16 protein-coding genes and 2 pseudogenes (1 of these 18 only partly in view) are annotated in these 14,796 nt (G+C 68.8%); 4 read left to right on the top strand and 14 right to left on the bottom strand.

Annotation, left to right across the window (positions count from 1 at the left end):
- Positions 1 to 272 carry the start of an MBL fold metallo-hydrolase gene (locus GDI_RS04495; protein WP_012553572.1) on the bottom strand. 409 nt of this gene lie to the left of the window's left edge, so 272 of the gene's 681 nt are visible here — the first part of the coding sequence; the start codon lies at positions 270 to 272; its stop codon lies beyond the left edge, outside the window.
- A gap of 145 nt (positions 273 to 417) precedes the next feature.
- On the opposite strand from GDI_RS04495, the gene GDI_RS04490 reads away from it, so the two are divergent.
- From GDI_RS04490 to GDI_RS04475, 4 genes are all read left to right on the top strand, one after another.
- A complete protein-coding gene (locus GDI_RS04490) occupies positions 418 to 1,491 on the top strand; it encodes an XdhC family protein (RefSeq protein ID WP_012223808.1) in 1,074 nt (357 codons plus the stop codon).
- An 8-nt stretch (positions 1,492 to 1,499) separates the two neighbouring features.
- Positions 1,500 to 2,144 carry a nucleotidyltransferase family protein gene (locus GDI_RS04485; RefSeq protein WP_231854211.1) on the top strand — a complete coding sequence of 215 codons (645 nt, stop codon included), beginning with the start codon at positions 1,500 to 1,502 and terminating at the stop codon, positions 2,142 to 2,144.
- A gap of 70 nt (positions 2,145 to 2,214) precedes the next feature.
- Positions 2,215 to 2,565, top strand: coding sequence for a RidA family protein (locus GDI_RS04480; protein ID WP_012223807.1), 351 nt, complete (start codon positions 2,215 to 2,217; stop codon positions 2,563 to 2,565).
- A 319-nt stretch (positions 2,566 to 2,884) separates the two neighbouring features.
- Positions 2,885 to 3,601 carry a CHAP domain-containing protein gene (locus GDI_RS04475; protein WP_012223805.1) on the top strand — a complete coding sequence of 239 codons (717 nt, stop codon included), beginning with the start codon at positions 2,885 to 2,887 and terminating at the stop codon, positions 3,599 to 3,601.
- Positions 3,602 to 3,665: 64 nt separating this feature from the next.
- Here the strand turns inward: GDI_RS04475 and GDI_RS04470 are convergent.
- The 13 genes and pseudogenes from GDI_RS04470 to lgt all read right to left on the bottom strand — a co-directional run bounded on the left by GDI_RS04470 (position 3,666) and on the right by lgt (position 14,781).
- Positions 3,666 to 4,138: pseudogene (locus GDI_RS04470) on the bottom strand (23S rRNA (pseudouridine(1915)-N(3))-methyltransferase RlmH).
- A 35-nt stretch (positions 4,139 to 4,173) separates the two neighbouring features.
- The gene (gene rsfS / locus GDI_RS04465; RefSeq protein WP_012223803.1) at positions 4,174 to 4,620 is read right to left on the bottom strand and encodes a ribosome silencing factor; all 447 of its coding nucleotides are present in this window, start codon (positions 4,618 to 4,620) and stop codon (positions 4,174 to 4,176) included.
- A 107-nt stretch (positions 4,621 to 4,727) separates the two neighbouring features.
- Positions 4,728 to 5,375, bottom strand: coding sequence for a nicotinate-nucleotide adenylyltransferase (locus tag GDI_RS04460; protein WP_012223796.1), 648 nt, complete (start codon positions 5,373 to 5,375; stop codon positions 4,728 to 4,730).
- Positions 5,376 to 5,377: 2 nt separating this feature from the next.
- Positions 5,378 to 6,657: pseudogene (locus tag GDI_RS04455) on the bottom strand (glutamate-5-semialdehyde dehydrogenase).
- Between the two features lie 247 nt (positions 6,658 to 6,904).
- The gene (gene ychF / locus GDI_RS04450; protein WP_012223788.1) at positions 6,905 to 7,999 is read right to left on the bottom strand and encodes a redox-regulated ATPase YchF; all 1,095 of its coding nucleotides are present in this window, start codon (positions 7,997 to 7,999) and stop codon (positions 6,905 to 6,907) included.
- Positions 7,999 to 8,577: an aminoacyl-tRNA hydrolase gene (pth, locus tag GDI_RS04445; RefSeq protein ID WP_012553578.1), complete on the bottom strand. Its 579-nt coding sequence runs from the start codon at positions 8,575 to 8,577 to the stop codon at positions 7,999 to 8,001. The genes ychF and pth overlap by 1 nt, the downstream gene beginning before the upstream one ends.
- A gap of 15 nt (positions 8,578 to 8,592) precedes the next feature.
- Positions 8,593 to 9,213 (bottom strand): 50S ribosomal protein L25/general stress protein Ctc, encoded by a 621-nt coding sequence (locus tag GDI_RS04440; RefSeq protein ID WP_012223786.1) that lies wholly within the window; start codon positions 9,211 to 9,213, stop codon positions 8,593 to 8,595.
- Positions 9,214 to 9,345: 132 nt separating this feature from the next.
- The gene (locus tag GDI_RS04435) at positions 9,346 to 9,945 is read right to left on the bottom strand and encodes a histidine phosphatase family protein (RefSeq protein WP_012223785.1); all 600 of its coding nucleotides are present in this window, start codon (positions 9,943 to 9,945) and stop codon (positions 9,346 to 9,348) included.
- An 83-nt stretch (positions 9,946 to 10,028) separates the two neighbouring features.
- Positions 10,029 to 11,009, bottom strand: coding sequence for a ribose-phosphate pyrophosphokinase (locus tag GDI_RS04430; RefSeq protein ID WP_012223784.1), 981 nt, complete (start codon positions 11,007 to 11,009; stop codon positions 10,029 to 10,031).
- Between the two features lie 127 nt (positions 11,010 to 11,136).
- Positions 11,137 to 12,093: a hypothetical protein gene (locus GDI_RS04425; protein WP_012223783.1), complete on the bottom strand. Its 957-nt coding sequence runs from the start codon at positions 12,091 to 12,093 to the stop codon at positions 11,137 to 11,139.
- Entirely contained in the window at positions 12,090 to 12,848 is a 759-nt protein-coding gene (pgeF, locus tag GDI_RS04420) for a peptidoglycan editing factor PgeF (protein ID WP_408735211.1), read from the bottom strand. Before pgeF ends, GDI_RS04425 begins: the two co-directional genes overlap by 4 nt.
- A gap of 74 nt (positions 12,849 to 12,922) precedes the next feature.
- On the bottom strand, positions 12,923 to 13,942 hold the full coding sequence (locus GDI_RS04415) for a class I SAM-dependent methyltransferase (protein ID WP_012223778.1): 1,020 nt from the start codon (positions 13,940 to 13,942) through the stop codon (positions 12,923 to 12,925).
- The gene (lgt, locus tag GDI_RS04410) at positions 13,939 to 14,781 is read right to left on the bottom strand and encodes a prolipoprotein diacylglyceryl transferase (RefSeq protein WP_012223777.1); all 843 of its coding nucleotides are present in this window, start codon (positions 14,779 to 14,781) and stop codon (positions 13,939 to 13,941) included. The genes GDI_RS04415 and lgt overlap by 4 nt, the downstream gene beginning before the upstream one ends.
- Between the last annotated feature and the right edge of the window lie 15 nt (positions 14,782 to 14,796).

Raw genomic sequence — 14,796 nt, 5'->3', positions numbered from 1 at the left:
ACCGCCGCGCCCTGCCGCCCCGACAGTTCGGCCCGCAACGCGTCTGCCCCGCCCGCGTGGTCCAGATGGCCGTGGGTCAGCAGGATCGCATCCACCGTCAGGTCGCGCGATGCCAGTTCATGCAGCAGGCGGGGGACGTCGCCGCCCGGATCGACCACCACCGCGTGGCGGCTGCCCGGGTCCCACAGAATCGAACAATTCTGTCCGAACGCGGTGACCGGCACGACCACGAGTTCCAGGCCGTCCAGATCCGGATCACGAGACAATGACATTAGGCGACTCCTCACCCCGATCGCATGCGACCGGTCAGGACATGATTGGGGCATGGACCGCATGCCCATCCATCGCGATCTGTACGAGCCGACGGCGCGCCGGGCAAGCTGGCCTGACTATATCCACGCTGATAGAGTGATCGGCATGACACCGCACCCTCTTTCCCGCGACCCGCTGGAACTGGCCATTGCCTGGGCCGAGGCTGGGCAGCCCGCCGCCCTGGCCACCGTCATCGCAACCTGGGGCAGTTCTCCGCGTCCGTCCGGCAGCATGATGGCGGTCAGCGACACGGGCCGGATCGAGGGATCGGTCAGCGGAGGATGTGTCGAGGCGTCGGTCGTCGACAGCGCCGCGACGATCATGCGTGAAAACACCTCCGAAATCCTGTCCTACGGCATCACGTCGGAACAGGCATGGTCGGTGGGCCTGGCCTGCGGGGGTGAACTGGACATCCTGGTGGAATCGGTCGGACCGGCGGGAACGCTGACACTGGCCATGGCCCAACAGGCGATCGCCCTGCGCCGGGCCCGGCAGCCGGTCCTGCTGGCGACGCGCCTGTCCGACCGGCATCATGTACTGGTCACGCGAACGGAGCAGGGCCTGGAAACCCCGATCAATGACCCGCCGCCCGACGCCCTGCGCCCGGCGCTGGAGCAGGCGTTTCGCGACGGACGCAGCCAGCGCGTCGAGGATGCGGACGGCGCGACCTGGTTCCTGCATTTGCTGACACCGCCCCATCGGCTGCTGATCGTCGGCGCCGTGCATATCGCGCAGGTCCTGGCGCCGCTGGCGATGGCGACCGGTTTCGCAACGACGGTCATCGACCCGCGCACGCAACTGGCCACCCCCGAGCGCTTTCCCGGCATTGTCCTGATGACCGACTGGCCCGACGAGGCGCTGGAGAATGTGAACATCGACGATCATACCGCGATCGTCACCCTGACCCATGACCCCAAGCTGGACGATCCGACCCTGCACGCCGCGCTGAACAGCCCGGCCTTCTATATCGGCGCGTTGGGGTCACGAAAGACCCAGGCCTCGCGCATGGCGCGGCTGCGGGCCGAAGGATTCGACACCGACCGGACCGCCCGCATCCACGGACCGATCGGACTGGCCATCGGCGCGGTCGGCGCTCCCGAAATCGCATTGTCGATCCTGGCGGAAATCGTGGCTGTCCGGCGTGACGCGCCGCTGGCGCGCGATTCCGGCTGGGGATGAGCACCGGGGTGGCTACCGGAATCGTGGCGCTGGTCCTGGCTGCGGGCCGGTCATCGCGATCGGGGGACCGCCATAAATTGCTGGCCCCCGACCAGATGGGGCAACCGATGATCGCACGCACGCTGCAGGCGGTCTGTGCCAGCGCGGTAGATACCGTCATTGTCGTGCTGGGCCATCGCGCGAACGACCTCCGCGCCGCCATCGATACCCATGCGCCCTATGCCCGCGAGGTGGCCGTCACCATGGCCGCCGATCATGCGGATGGCCTGTCCGCCAGCCTGCGCGCCGGATTGAGGATGGCGGAAGCCCGCCACCCATCGGGAATCCTGGTCTGCCTGGGAGACATGCCCTGGATCGGACCCGATGTGATCACGCGCCTGCTGGCCCGACACCGGCAAAGCCCCGCTCCCGTTACCGTCCCGGTCCATGATGGACGACAGGGCCACCCCGTCCTGTGGGATCGGACGATGATTCCCGCCCTGATGGCGCTGAAGGGCGATCGCGGCGGCGGAGCGCTGATGCGTGCCCTGGGGGAGCGTGTGGCGACGGTCCAGGCCGGCGCCACGATCCATGAGGATTTCGATACGCCGGACCGGCTGGACCAGTTTGCCGCCACGCGCCCGGCCGGTCCCGGTTTGACTGGTCCCAGTTGACCGGCCCTGCCCGGGTGTCGGACAAGAGCGGGCGCGGCCCCGTCGGCCGCCATGACGAAGGACTGGCCCCATGAGCAAGATCATCCGCACGGAACCGAACGCGATCCTGTCGAAGGTCGTGGAATATCACGGCTTCCTGTTTACCCAGGGTTTCGTCGCGCGCGACCTGACGGGCGACGCGACCACCCAGACCCGCGACATTCTGGAGCAGATCGACGAGGCGCTGGAACTGCACGGCACCGACAAGACCCGCCTGCTGCAGGCCCAGATCTGGCTGAAGGACATTGCCGACCGCGACGACCTGAACGCCGTGTGGTCCGCGTGGCTGCCGAAGGACGGCGCACCGGCGCGCGCCTGCGTGCAGGCGGTCATGGCCAATCCGGCGATGCTGGTCGAAATCATGGTCATCTGCACGAAGTAGGACGCACACGTCACAGCCTGGAGCGGGGTCCGGCGACAACACATACCTGTCGCATTTTGGCAACGGATCCCGATTCCGATTCGAACGCAGCCGGTTCGCCCCCCTGATCCGGCCCTTTTCAGGGAACCTGTATTTTTCATTGGAAAACCGCGACCTGCACGATCGCGAAAGGAATATATTCCTAAATCTGACGCCAGATCAGGGTGTTTTGGCGAATTTTTTATAAGTGCCGCGAAGAATTGCGGCGGCGTCTTGTCAGGGTTGCAACCCCCTTGCTAACCCTGTTTGCGCAGCAACACGGCAGGTGGGGTCTTCGAGGATGCGGGCAGGCGGTTTGGGACGTTCGTTCCTCTTTTCCATGGCGGCCGCGTCCCTCGGTCTGATCCTTCCCCACGCAGCCGATGCGCGGCGCCCGGCGCATCACGTCGCCCAGCCGGTGCAGCATGGCCATCATGTCCAGCATGCCGCCTATCGCCGTCACGAGGCGGGCCATGTCATCCAGTGCGTGGCCTTCGCGAAGACTGCTTCCGATGTCGTGCTGCACGGCAATGCCGTCAACTGGTGGTACAATGCCGCTGGCGTCTATGCCCGCGGATCGGCCCCCGAGGCGGGCAGCGTCCTGAACTTCCGCGCCACCCGCCGCATGCCACTGGGCCATGTCGCGGTCGTCACCAACGTCATCGACAGCCGCACCGTCACCATCGACCAGTCGCACTGGGCACAGCGCGGCATCAGCCGCAACGTGTCGGTCATCGACGTGTCGCCCAACAATGACTGGAGCGCCGTGCGCGTGGCGCTGGCCCACCAGGGCACCTACGGCAGTATCTATCCCACCTATGGCTTCATCTATCCGCGTTCGGACACCAGCGGACGCGTCATGATGGCCAGCGCCGGCCGCTCGGCGGTCCGCGCCACCGACAGCGCGCTGAGCCATCCGATGCGTTCGACCGAAGTGGCCGAAGCGCCGGACAGCCTGCCGGTAGTGACCTACGGCCACGCGTTCCGCGACGACGCCCCCGACCGTTCGATCCGCTAGAATCCGTTTGATAAAAACCGGTTTTCCAAAGGGACAGGCCTTTGGTGGATCACGGGTGACGCCTTTAGGCCGGCCGTCCCGCGCGATGATAGGGATGCCCCGAGGCGATCGCACGCGCCCGGTAGAGCTGTTCAGCCAATAATCCCCGGATCATCCTGTGCGTACAGGATCACTAGTGCGGGCCCAGTCGACCATATGGGAGAGCTCGGCGCGCATAGCCAGGACGGGGCCATCCAATCCCTCGGCACCGCCGACCAGGAAGCAGACCGGGCGGGACAGGCCCAGCCAGCGTTCCAGGACCCGCGCGAAGGCCAGGCTATCGTGGGCACGGCCGCCCTCGTCCAACGCCACGGCGAAGGCCCGGTCGGGCAGGGCCGACAGCAGGGCCTGCCCTTCCCGCCGCTTGATCTCGGCGGGTGCGCCCCTGCCCTCGGCCACCTCGACCAGATCCAGGCGCGGGCTCAGCCGTTCGGCGTAGCGCTGGAACAGATCGCGCTCCACCCGGTCCTTCATGCGGCCGACGGCGATCAGCCGCATCGTCTTCGCTCTTTTTCAGGAAAAAAAAGCAATCCTCAGACTTCAGCCTCGGCCGGCGGAACATCCAGATCGGCGCCCCACATCCGCTCCAACCCATACAGGGCCCGGGCCTCGGGCTTGAACAGGTGGATGACGATGTCGCCGGCGTCGATCAGCACCCAGTCCGAGCCGTTCGCGCCTTCGATCAGCACGCGCTTCAGCCCGGCTTCCCCCAGCTTGCGCTCGATATGGGTCGCCATCGCCGAGATCTGGCGATCGGCCAGGCCGGTCGCGACCACCATCCGGTCGGCAAAGGCGGCGCGGCCGGTCAGGTCCAGCACCACGATATCCTCGCCCTTATCGTCGGCGATACTCTCGGTGATGATGGCCAGATATTTTTCCAGCAGGCTGATTTCCGCCGGTTCGCGGTTTACTGCCTTGCCGGGACCGGCGACAGCGGCCTTCTTGCGCGGGGTGCCGGGCGCCTTTGTCGTTCCGGCCACCGTGCTGACGCTGCCGGTGGTCGTTCTGCCGGACGTACCGGGTGTCTTCTTAGTTGCCGTGCGACGAGTGGTCCCCGTATCGGCCGGAGGCTTCCTGGCGATGACTGTTACTCCTGATGCGTGGTGTGCTTGTGCGTCGGGTGGCGCGATCGCTGCCTCAACGCCGAGGCACGCAATTCCGTTGCTGATATACCGATCTGGGGGGCCGGAAGAAAGGCCCAAGCACAGGGCGCGCAATCGGCCAGGATCGGGGCCTGGCGCGCCGGGCGCCGCCAGCGCGCCAGCGCCACCGCCGCCTCGCCCCGCAAGGCCCCCGGATTGTAGGTCGGCCGCGGCAGGACCGCGAACGGTACCAGCGAAACGATGCGCCGCCAGTCCCGCCAGCGCGCCAGGTCCGCCAGGCCGTCCGCCCCCATCAGCCACACGAAGGCGGCATGGGGAAAACGCAGTCGCAGCAGGCCCAGCGTATCGACCGTATAGCGGGTGCCCAGCCGTCGCTCGATATCGGTGGCGACGAGGCGCCGCCCGTCGAACCGGGCCGCCACGCTGGCCAGCCGGACATCGAACGGAGCCATGCCCTGTACGGGCTTCAGCGGATAGCCCGGCGAGATCATCAGCCAGACCTGATCCAGCCGCAAATGCCGGAGCGCCCGCCGCGCGAGTTGCAGGTGGCCGTCATGGACCGGATTGAACGATCCGCCCAGCACGCCGATCCGGGTTCGCCGACCGTCCCCCCAGGCCGCAATGGACGACATGCTCAGGGCCGTTGCTGGCCCGTCCCGACGACCTCGTACCGCAAGGTCGTCAATTGCTCCAGCCCCACCGGCCCACGGACGTGCAAACCACCGGTGGCGATGCCGATCTCGGTCCCGAACCCGAATTCGCCCCCGTCACAGAACTGGGTCGAGGCGTTCCACATCACCACCGCGCTGTCGGTGCCGTTCAGGAACTGTGCCGCGGTCTCCGCATCTCGGTCACGATCGCCTCGGTATGCGCGCTGCCATAGCGGGCAATATGAGCCAGGGCGTCCTCGACGCCGTCCACCACGGCGATCGACAATACCGCATCCAGCCATTCGGTCGCGAAATCGGCCTCGGTCGCCGGGGGCAGGTCGGGCAGGATGGCGCGGGCGCGGGCATCGGCGTGGAAGGTACAGCCGCGCGCGGCCAGGTCGGCCACGATCGCAGGCAGCAGGGTAGGCGCCACGGCCGCGTCGATCAGCAGGGTCTCGGTCGCGCCGCAGATGCCGGTGCGGCGCATCTTGGCGTTGACGACCAGGCCCCGGGCCATGGCCGGGTCGGCCGCTGCGTGGACATAGGTGTGGCACAGCCCTTCGGCATGGGACAGGACCGGCACCCGGGCCTCGCGCTGGACCCGTTCGACCAGCGACTTGCCCCCGCGCGGGATGATCAGGTCGATCAGGCCCGATGCAGTCAGCATGTCCGCGACATGGCGGCGGTCGGAATCGGGGGCGATCTGCACCGCGTCCTCCGGCAGACCGGCGGCGCGCAGGCCGGCCGCCATGGCCCCATGGATGGCGCGCGCGCTGTGCAGGCTTTCCGACCCGCCGCGCAGGATCACCGCGTTGCCCGACTTGATGCACAGGCCGGCCGCGTCCGCGCCGACATTCGGCCGGCTTTCGTAAATCATGCCGATGACGCCGACGGGAGTGGCGACCCGGCGAATCCGCAATCCGTTGGGCCGGGTCCAATCCGCCAGCACACGCCCGACCGGATCGGGCAGCGCCGCGATGTCCTCCAGCCCCCTGGCCATTGCCTCGACCCGCGCGGGGGTCAGGGTCAGGCGGTCGCGGAAGGACGCGGTGGCGGTCGAGGCGTCAAGGTCGCGCGCATTCGCGGCCAGGATCTCGCCCTGCCGGTCGCGCAGCGCCTGTGCGGCATGACGCAGCGCCGCGTCGCGCGTGGCGGTGGAACTGCGCGCCAGGGCACGGGCAGCGGCACGAGCCTGGGCGGCCAGGCGCGGCATGGCCGGAACCCATTGGTCCGTCTGGTCCACGACCGGCGTGACTGCATTCATGATCGACTCCCTGCCCCTGCGCGGATGCGCTGCCGGATTATTGTCGGTTCTGTCGGAACAGGATGCAAGTCACCCCAAAACCACAAAAATGGGCTGGAGACGTGGCCTGTTGAGCGAGAGAGCCGCGAAGCGGCACGGCCGTCGTGTGTTTCCGAGCGCCGGAGCAGAGCGGCCTTGATGGCCGTGAGCACCGGAGCGCAGGAAACGCGCGTCGGATCGCCGACAGGGCGCGTCTCCAGCCCCTTTTTCAGACGTTGAAGCGGAAGAGGAGGACGTCGCCATCCTGCACGACATAGTCGCGGCCTTCGATCCGCAGCTTGCCGGCTTCCTTGGCGCCCGCTTCGCCCTGGTAGCGAATGTAGTCGTCATAGGCGACGGTTTCGCAGGCGATGAAGCCGCGTTCGAAATCATTATGGATCACGGCGGCGGCCTGGGGCGCGCGGGTGCCGGCGGTGATCGTCCAGGCACGGGTTTCCTTGGGCCCCACGGTGAAATAGGTCCGCAGGCCCAGCAGGCGGTAGCCCGCGGCGATCACCCGGTCCAGGCCGCTGTCGGACAGGCCCAGCCCGTCGAGGAATTCCTTGCGGTCCTCGGGGCCGAGCTGGCTGACCTCGGCCTCGATCGCGGCGGAGACCACGACGGCGACCGCGCCCTCGGCCTCGGCCCGGGCCCGGACGCGTTCGGACCATTCATTGCCGGTGGCGGCCGAGGCTTCCTCGACATTGCAGACATACAGGACCGGCTTGCTGGTCATCAGCTGCAGGCGGCGCACGGCCTCTTCCTGCCCGGCGGGAATGGCCTGGCGGGCGGGCCGGCCCTCGCGCAGGACCGCGATCAGCGGTTCCATCAGCGCGACCTGGGCGGCGGCGTCGCGGTCGTTGCCCTTGGCCTTCTTCTGCAGGGCGACGATGCGCTTTTCCAGCGAATCCAGGTCCGCCAGCATCAGTTCGGTCTCGATGATCTCGGCGTCGCGGATCGGATCGATCCCGCCTTCGACATGGGTGATGTCGTCATCCTCGAAACAGCGCAGGACGTGGATGATCGCATCGACCTCGCGGATATTCGCCAGGAACTGGTTGCCCAGTCCCTCGCCGCGCGAGGCGCCGCGCACCAGGCCCGCGATATCGACGAATTCCAGGCTGGTCGGCAGGATCTTCTGCGACTTGCCGATGGCGGCCAGGGCCTGCAGTCGCGGGTCGGGCACCGCCACGCGGCCGACATTCGGTTCGATCGTGCAGAACGGATAGTTCGCGGCCTGGGCCGACGCGGTTTCGGTCAGGGCGTTGAACAGAGTGGACTTGCCGACATTCGGCAGGCCCACGATGCCGCAATTGAACCCCATCAGCCCTTCTCCCCGGCCAGCAAGGCCATCTTCGTCATGAACAGTTCGGGCTGCCCGTCCGCCAGGACCGGCGCCGTGTCGGACATGGCGTCGAGCATGCGCTCCAGCCAGTCCTGGTCGCTTTTCGCGAAATCGCCCAGCACATGGCCCGTCACGCGCTCGCGCACGCCGGGATGGCCGATGCCGATGCGGACACGCCAGTAATCCTGGCTGCCCAGCATCTTGTCCATCGAGCGCAGGCCGTTATGGCCAGCGGCCCCGCCGCCCCGCTTCACCCGCACCCGGCCCGGCGCCAGGTCCAGTTCGTCATGAAACGCGGTGATGGACTCCACGGGAATTTTATAGAAGGCGGCGGCCTGCTGAACGCTCTCACCGGAAAGGTTCATATAGGTCAGGGGTTTGAGCAGCAGCACCTTGTGCGTGCCCACCCGGCCCTCCGCCACCTCGCCCCGGAAGCGTTTCCGCCATGGCGCAAAGCCATGGCGGGTCGCGATCCGGTCGACGGCCATGAAACCGACATTATGCCGGTGCCGGCTCATCCCCGGCTCAGGATTTCCGAGCCCGGTCCAGAGCAGCATGCCGTCTCCCCGGACTTACTTCTTCGCGGGAGCCGCGGCGGGGGCAGCGGCGGGCTCGGGCGTTTCGTCCGCGCTGGGCGCGGCGACGGTCGCGATCACGAAGTTCGGGATCTGCAGCGTCGGCGTCACGCTGCCCGTGCCCTGCAGGTCGTCCCAGCGCACGTTGTCGTGGATGTCGAGCTGCGACAGGTCGACGGTGAACGATTCGGGGATGTTCGCCGGATCGGCGCTGACTTCCACCGTGTGACGGACGATGTTCAGCACGCCGCCACGCTTGATGCCGGGGGACTTGTCTTCACCGGTGAAGACGATCCGCACTTCGACATGCACGCGCTCGCCGGCGGCCAGGCGCTGGAAATCGACATGGATCGGCTTGTCGCTGACCGGATGCAGCTGGATCTCGCGCATCAGGGCGGGGGAGGACGCACCATCGACGGTGACGTCGTACACGCGCGAACGCCAGCCGCCGCGCTGCATCTCGCGCACCACCAGGCGGGGGTCGAGCGCGACCAGGGTCGGTTCCTGCTTCGCGCCATAGATGACGGCCGGGACCTGGCCGTCACGCCTCGTCGCACGCGCTGCCCCCTTACCAGCCTTCGCGCGCGATGAAGCCTCGAGTTTCGTGAATTGGGTCACTGTATGCTCCTGAAAACCAATCGCGCAGGCCTCCAGGGGTGCCTGCGCGTGGCGCGCGTTTAACGGAAAACCCCCGCCGACGCAAATTTTCGCCGAAAATTCTTCAGGTGCGGATCGCCCGTCCCGTCCCACTCAATCGAGGGTGGCGAGGCTCCACGCAGCCGCGTCGGCGCCCGAGGGAGGCGTCACCCACAGCGGTTCGGCATTGGGCAGGCGGACATTGGGCGGCAGGTCCATGGCCGACCGCAGGGCGCGGAACATCGCGCCGTGGCAGACGATCAGAACCGTGCCCTCGCCGTCCAGGGCCCGGTTGACGGCCGCGACGGCACGGGCACGCAGTTCGACGAAGGGCTCGGCCCCCTTCGGCGTGTACTCGCCGGCAATCCAGGCATCGTACCAATTGCCCATCGGCTGGCCTTCCTGCTCGCCGAAACAGACTTCCTGCAATCCGTCATCGGTCGCGATCGGCAGCGGCGTGCCGCCGGGGCCGGCCATGGCGGCGGACACGATCTGCGCCGTGCGCAGGGCGCGGACCAGCGGCGAGGACACGATACGGGCCACCGGAACGTAGCGTCCCTCGTCCTGTGACAGCAGCGCGCCCGCTGCCTCGGCCTGGGCGATGCCGCGCGCGTTCAGCGGAATGTCCGACCGGCCCTGCGACAGGCCCTCGGCGTTCCAGTCCGTCTCACCATGACGCAGATACCAGTACGGGCGGGCGATCAGCTTGGTCATGTCGGACGGCTCCTCTCGATTCGCTTTCCCCGATAGGTGCATCTCCGCACCAGGTCAATCGGAGGCTGGCGGGACCGAACGGCCTAATCGAAGAGGGAGGAGACCGAGCTTTCGTCCGACACGGCGCGCATGGCGCGCGAGAGCAGGTTGGCGGTGCTGATCTGGCGGATGTTCGTGGCCTGCGCCACCGCCTCGGTCGCGGCGATGCTGTCGGTCAGGGTCAGCATGCCGATGGGCGACTGCGCGATGCGCTGCACCGCGCCGCCGGTCAGGACGCCGTGGGTCACGTAGGCCTCGACCGCCACCGCCCCTTCCTTGACCAGGGCTGCGGCGGCGTTGCACAGCGACCCGCCGCTATCGACGATATCGTCGATCATGATGCAATAGCGGCCGCGCACGTCGCCGATGACGTTCATGACCTCGGACACGCCGGCGCGCTCGCGCCGCTTGTCGATGATCGCCAGGTCCACGTTCAGGCGCTGCGCCAGTTGCCGGGCGCGCACCACGCCGCCGACGTCGGGCGAGACGATCATCAGGTTCTGGAACCCGCCGGGAATGGACATCGGCGGCGCGAGATAGGGCAGCGTTCCGTGATCGATACGCCCCTTGATGTCGCGGGTGAACAGGGGCGCCGCATACAGGTTGTCGACCGGGATGTCGAAGAAGCCCTGGATCTGCATCGCGTGCAGGTCCATCGTCAGCACCCGGTTCGCGCCGGCTTCGACCAGCAGGTTGGCCACCAGCTTGGCGCTGATGGGGGTGCGGGGGCCGGATTTGCGATCCTGCCGCGCGTAGCCGAAATAGGGCATCACCGCCGTGACGCGCCGTGCCGACCCGCGACGCAACGCGTCCAGCATGATCAGCAGTTCCATCAGGTTGTCGTTGGTCGGCGCGCAGGTGCTCTGGATCACGAACACGTCCTCGCCCCGGACGTTCTCGTGGATCTCGACGAAGACCTCCATGTCCGCGAAGCGCCGGACCGATACGTTGCACAGGGGCATCCGCAGCTCGGACGCAACCTTTTCGGCAAGAGGCAGGTTGCTGTTACAGGCGACGATCTTCATATGGCGACGCTCCTGGGCGGCGGTCTCGTATGCTGGCGCGCGGGTTCTAGCAATCGCGCCGGGCCGTGTCATCCGTCTCCCGCAACGGTCGCGCATGCCGGCTATACCGCCAACGTCATCAACCCCTTCAACGTTGCGAATTCGCCACAACAGGCGCCCCGCCGGGCGGGGGAAGCGGCACGTTGTCGCGGCCGGAATAGCGCGACACGACCTGGCGGACGCCACCCGCCGCCTCCTGCGCCGCGGCCACCGCCACGTCGCCCCAATGCCCGTCCAGCGTGTGGGCGTCGATATCGTGCAGCTGCGTCGCCGCGCCGGCCTCCTTGCCCGCCGAATCCACCACCCGCCACACCAGTTGCAGGTGCTGTTGCGGATGGCCGGTGGTGCCGGCCGGCCCGTCGCTGACGGTCACCACGCAGGACACGGTAAAATCCGCGTCATGGGACGTGTTCTGGACCGCGTCCGACGCATCGCGCAGGGCCGCGGCGAAGGCGCGGGCCAGCGCCACGTCGCCGTCGCCCGGCGCGCCGCGCACGCCGGCAAACCAGATCCGCGCCGCGCGGTGCTTCAGGCTGCGCGGATCGTGATCCATCTGGTCGGCCTGGATTCCGGTCAGCGACGCGGCGATGCCCGGCGCGGCCTGCCGGGCCGCCAGCCGCAGCGTTGCCGGATCGCCGGCCGCCCAGGCGGCGGCGGAAACGCCCGCGCCCTCGTCCGTGCTGCGCACCGCGCCGGAGGGCGTCATGACGCTGTAGGTCGGAATGACCTGCCCGCCGCGCGTGACCGCCCCCAGCCGCAGCCACCAGTCCCCGGCGCGGATCGGCTGCGCCATCGCCGGCACTGACTGGTCCAGCAGGGCGGCGGCGACGTCGTGGCTCCATTCCCGTGCCGCCGCGTCGCCCAGCAGGGCGGCCGGCGGCGTCGGCACCGCCAGGCGCGCGGGCGGCGCATTGGCGGCCAGCGACCGGCCGAGCCGCCCCGGATCGCGGAACGGATGCGGTACGTCCAGGCACCCGGACAGGGCAAGCAGGCCGGCGGCGCCGATCAGGCCGGCCGCGCGGCGGACAAGGAAGACGCGAATCATGGGCTGCTTGTAGCACCGGCCCGGCCGATGACCGAAATCTGGTGCCCGATCGGCCCACCCCCTGCCAGGGTGCGGCGCCGATGGCTGAAGAATCGCGCCGCGTCGTCCAGCGTATCCACGCCCAGCGCCGTCACCTGGCCGATTCCCGCCCGCCGCAGCCGCGCCACGCAATAGCCCGCCAGATCGAACTGGTCATGGCCCGGACGGCGGCCCGGGGCGAAGAAGGGCGCGGCACCGGCATCGGCCGCCAGCACCTGCGCGCGCATGTCGGCCCCGACCTCGTAGCTCGCCTGGCCGATGCAGGGGCCGACCACGGCCCGCACCAGGGCGGGGGCCGCCCCCAGGGCCGCCATGGCCGCCAGCGTCGCCTCCAGGATGCCGCCCACGGCGCCGCGCCAGCCGGCATGGGCCGCCCCCACCACCCCGCCATCGGCCGCGGCAAACAGGACCGGCCCGCAATCGGCGGTGATCACCCCCAGCGCCAGGCCCGGCCGGTCCGTCACCATGGCGTCGGCGCGGGGCCCCTCGCCCACCGCCCATGGCACCGTCACCGTCGCGACCGCGTCACCATGCACCTGGGTGACGCCCAGCAGGCCATCCGGCGCCACCCCCATGGCGTGCGCGACCCGGCGCCGGTTTTCCGCCAGCGCCGCCGGATCGTCACCCGAGCGCGTCGAACAGTTCAGGCTGGCATACGGTCCCTGCGACACCCCGCCCGCGCGGGTGAAGAACCCGTGCCGGACATGCCTGAGCATGTCGTGGCGCAGGATCGCATCCGGCGGGATCGTTCCATCGTCCAGCGTCCCCTCATGGTTCATCGGTCCCTCCCTTATGGTAGCGCGAAGCCGGGCGGTACCGGCAGGCCGGGCGAGGTGATGGCCAGCGCCTTGAACAGGCGTCCCATCCGGTCCGGCGCCGCCAGCCGCTGCGCCGCGTCGCGAATGGCGTAGGCTTCCCCCGGCGCGCGGTTGCGGGCCAGTTGCTCGGCCCGGGCGAACAGGCCCAGCGCGCCCAGCAGTGCGCCCTGCGTCACGCTGCCGTGGCAGACCGCGCCGCCGTCCCGCACGGCGGCGGCGAAAGCCGCGAAATCGACATGGGCCGTCAGGTCCGCCAGTCCGGGGTCGGCCAGCGGCCAGGCCGGCTGGCCGTCGCGCAGGGCCTGCAGCGTGTCACCCCACACGGCGCCGTCATAGCCGTAATCGACGAACAGCGCCGTGCCCGGCGCCCGGCACAGCCGGGCGGCCACATGCCGCGCCACCGCCAGCGCGTCCGGGCAACATTCCAGGATCTCGCCACAGGGCACGGACCGGTCGAACGGGCCCGGCGGCAGGTCGGACGCCGGCTGCGTGACGAAGGCCGGTCCCTGCACGAAGCGTTCCGCCCAGCCATCCGCCGTCCGCACGAACTGGCGGATGGCCAGGGCGTCGAGAAATTCGTTGGCCAGCAGGATCACGGCCCCTTCGGGCACGTCCTCGATCCGGTCGTGCCACGTCACCGGATGCGCCGTCCGACCCGCCAGCGCCGCCTGCTGCACGTCGCGCAGGCGTGGCGAGAGTTCGACCAGATGCACCCGCGCCGCGTCATGGCAGTCGGGGGCCACCCGCGCCAGCAGCCGCATCATGTCGGCCATCAGCGTGCCGCGGCCCGGCCCGGCCTCGACCAGGGCGAAGGGGACGCGACGGCCCATGCCCTGCCAGGTCACGGCGACCCAGGCGCCAAGGATTTCGCCGAACATCTGCGAAATTTCGGGCGCCGTGATAAAATCGGCAAACGGGTCGCGCCCCGCGTAATAGGCCGCATTGGCCCGCGCCATGAAGCGGTCCAGCCGTTCCGGCGCGGCGGCGGTCACGGGCTGTCCGCCGGCAGGGCGGGCATCAGTACCGGGCGGGCGGGCCGCATCATGGCCTGCGCCATCAGCCCGACACCGGCGATCGCCATGGGAATGCACAGGATCTGCCCCATCGTGGTCCCGAACGGCAGGAAGCCGATGAAGGCGTCCGGTTCCCGGAAGCATTCGCAGATGCTGCGCGCCACGGCATAGCCGAACAGGAACAGGCCGGCCAGGAATCCCGGCCGCTCGCGGATCGCGGGGCGCCGCGCCACGATCCACATGACGGAGAACAGTACCAGGCCCTCCAGCAGCGCCTCGTACAATTCCGACGGATGGCGGGGTTCCGGTCCGGCCTGGGGGAAGACCATCGCCCAGGGCAGGCTGGCCGGTGCCGGGCGCCCCCACAATTCGCCATTGATGAAATTGGCGATTCGCCCCAGCCCCAGCCCCATCGGCACCACCACCGTCACCCGGTCGGAAAAGCCCAGGAAACTGAGCCCGTTGCGCCAGGTGAACAGGGCCAGCGCCACGATCACGCCCAGGGCACCCCCATGGAACGACATGCCGCCATGCCAGACCTGAAGCGCCGCCAGCGGGTGCGCCAGGTAGACCGCGGGCTGGTAGAACAGGATATAGCCCAGCCGCCCGCCCAGCACGACGCCCAGCGTCGCCCAGGTCAGGAAATCATCGACCTGCACGTCCGTCGCGGCGCGGGGCGCCAGCCTGACCAGATGGCGCACCAGCCGCCAGCCCACCAGCAGCGCCGTAATATAGGCCATGGCGTACCAGCGGATCACCAGCGGGCCTACATGCACCATGACCGGATCGAATTGCGGGAAAATCAGGACAGGCAGCATGCGGCGTCTTTCTGC

Source organism: Gluconacetobacter diazotrophicus PA1 5 (assembly GCF_000067045.1).
In the GTDB taxonomy this organism is placed as follows: Bacteria; Pseudomonadota; Alphaproteobacteria; order Acetobacterales; family Acetobacteraceae; genus Gluconacetobacter; species Gluconacetobacter diazotrophicus.
The sequence above is the reverse complement of the archived record's forward strand: the minus strand, read 5'-3'. Positions and strand labels throughout refer to the sequence as shown.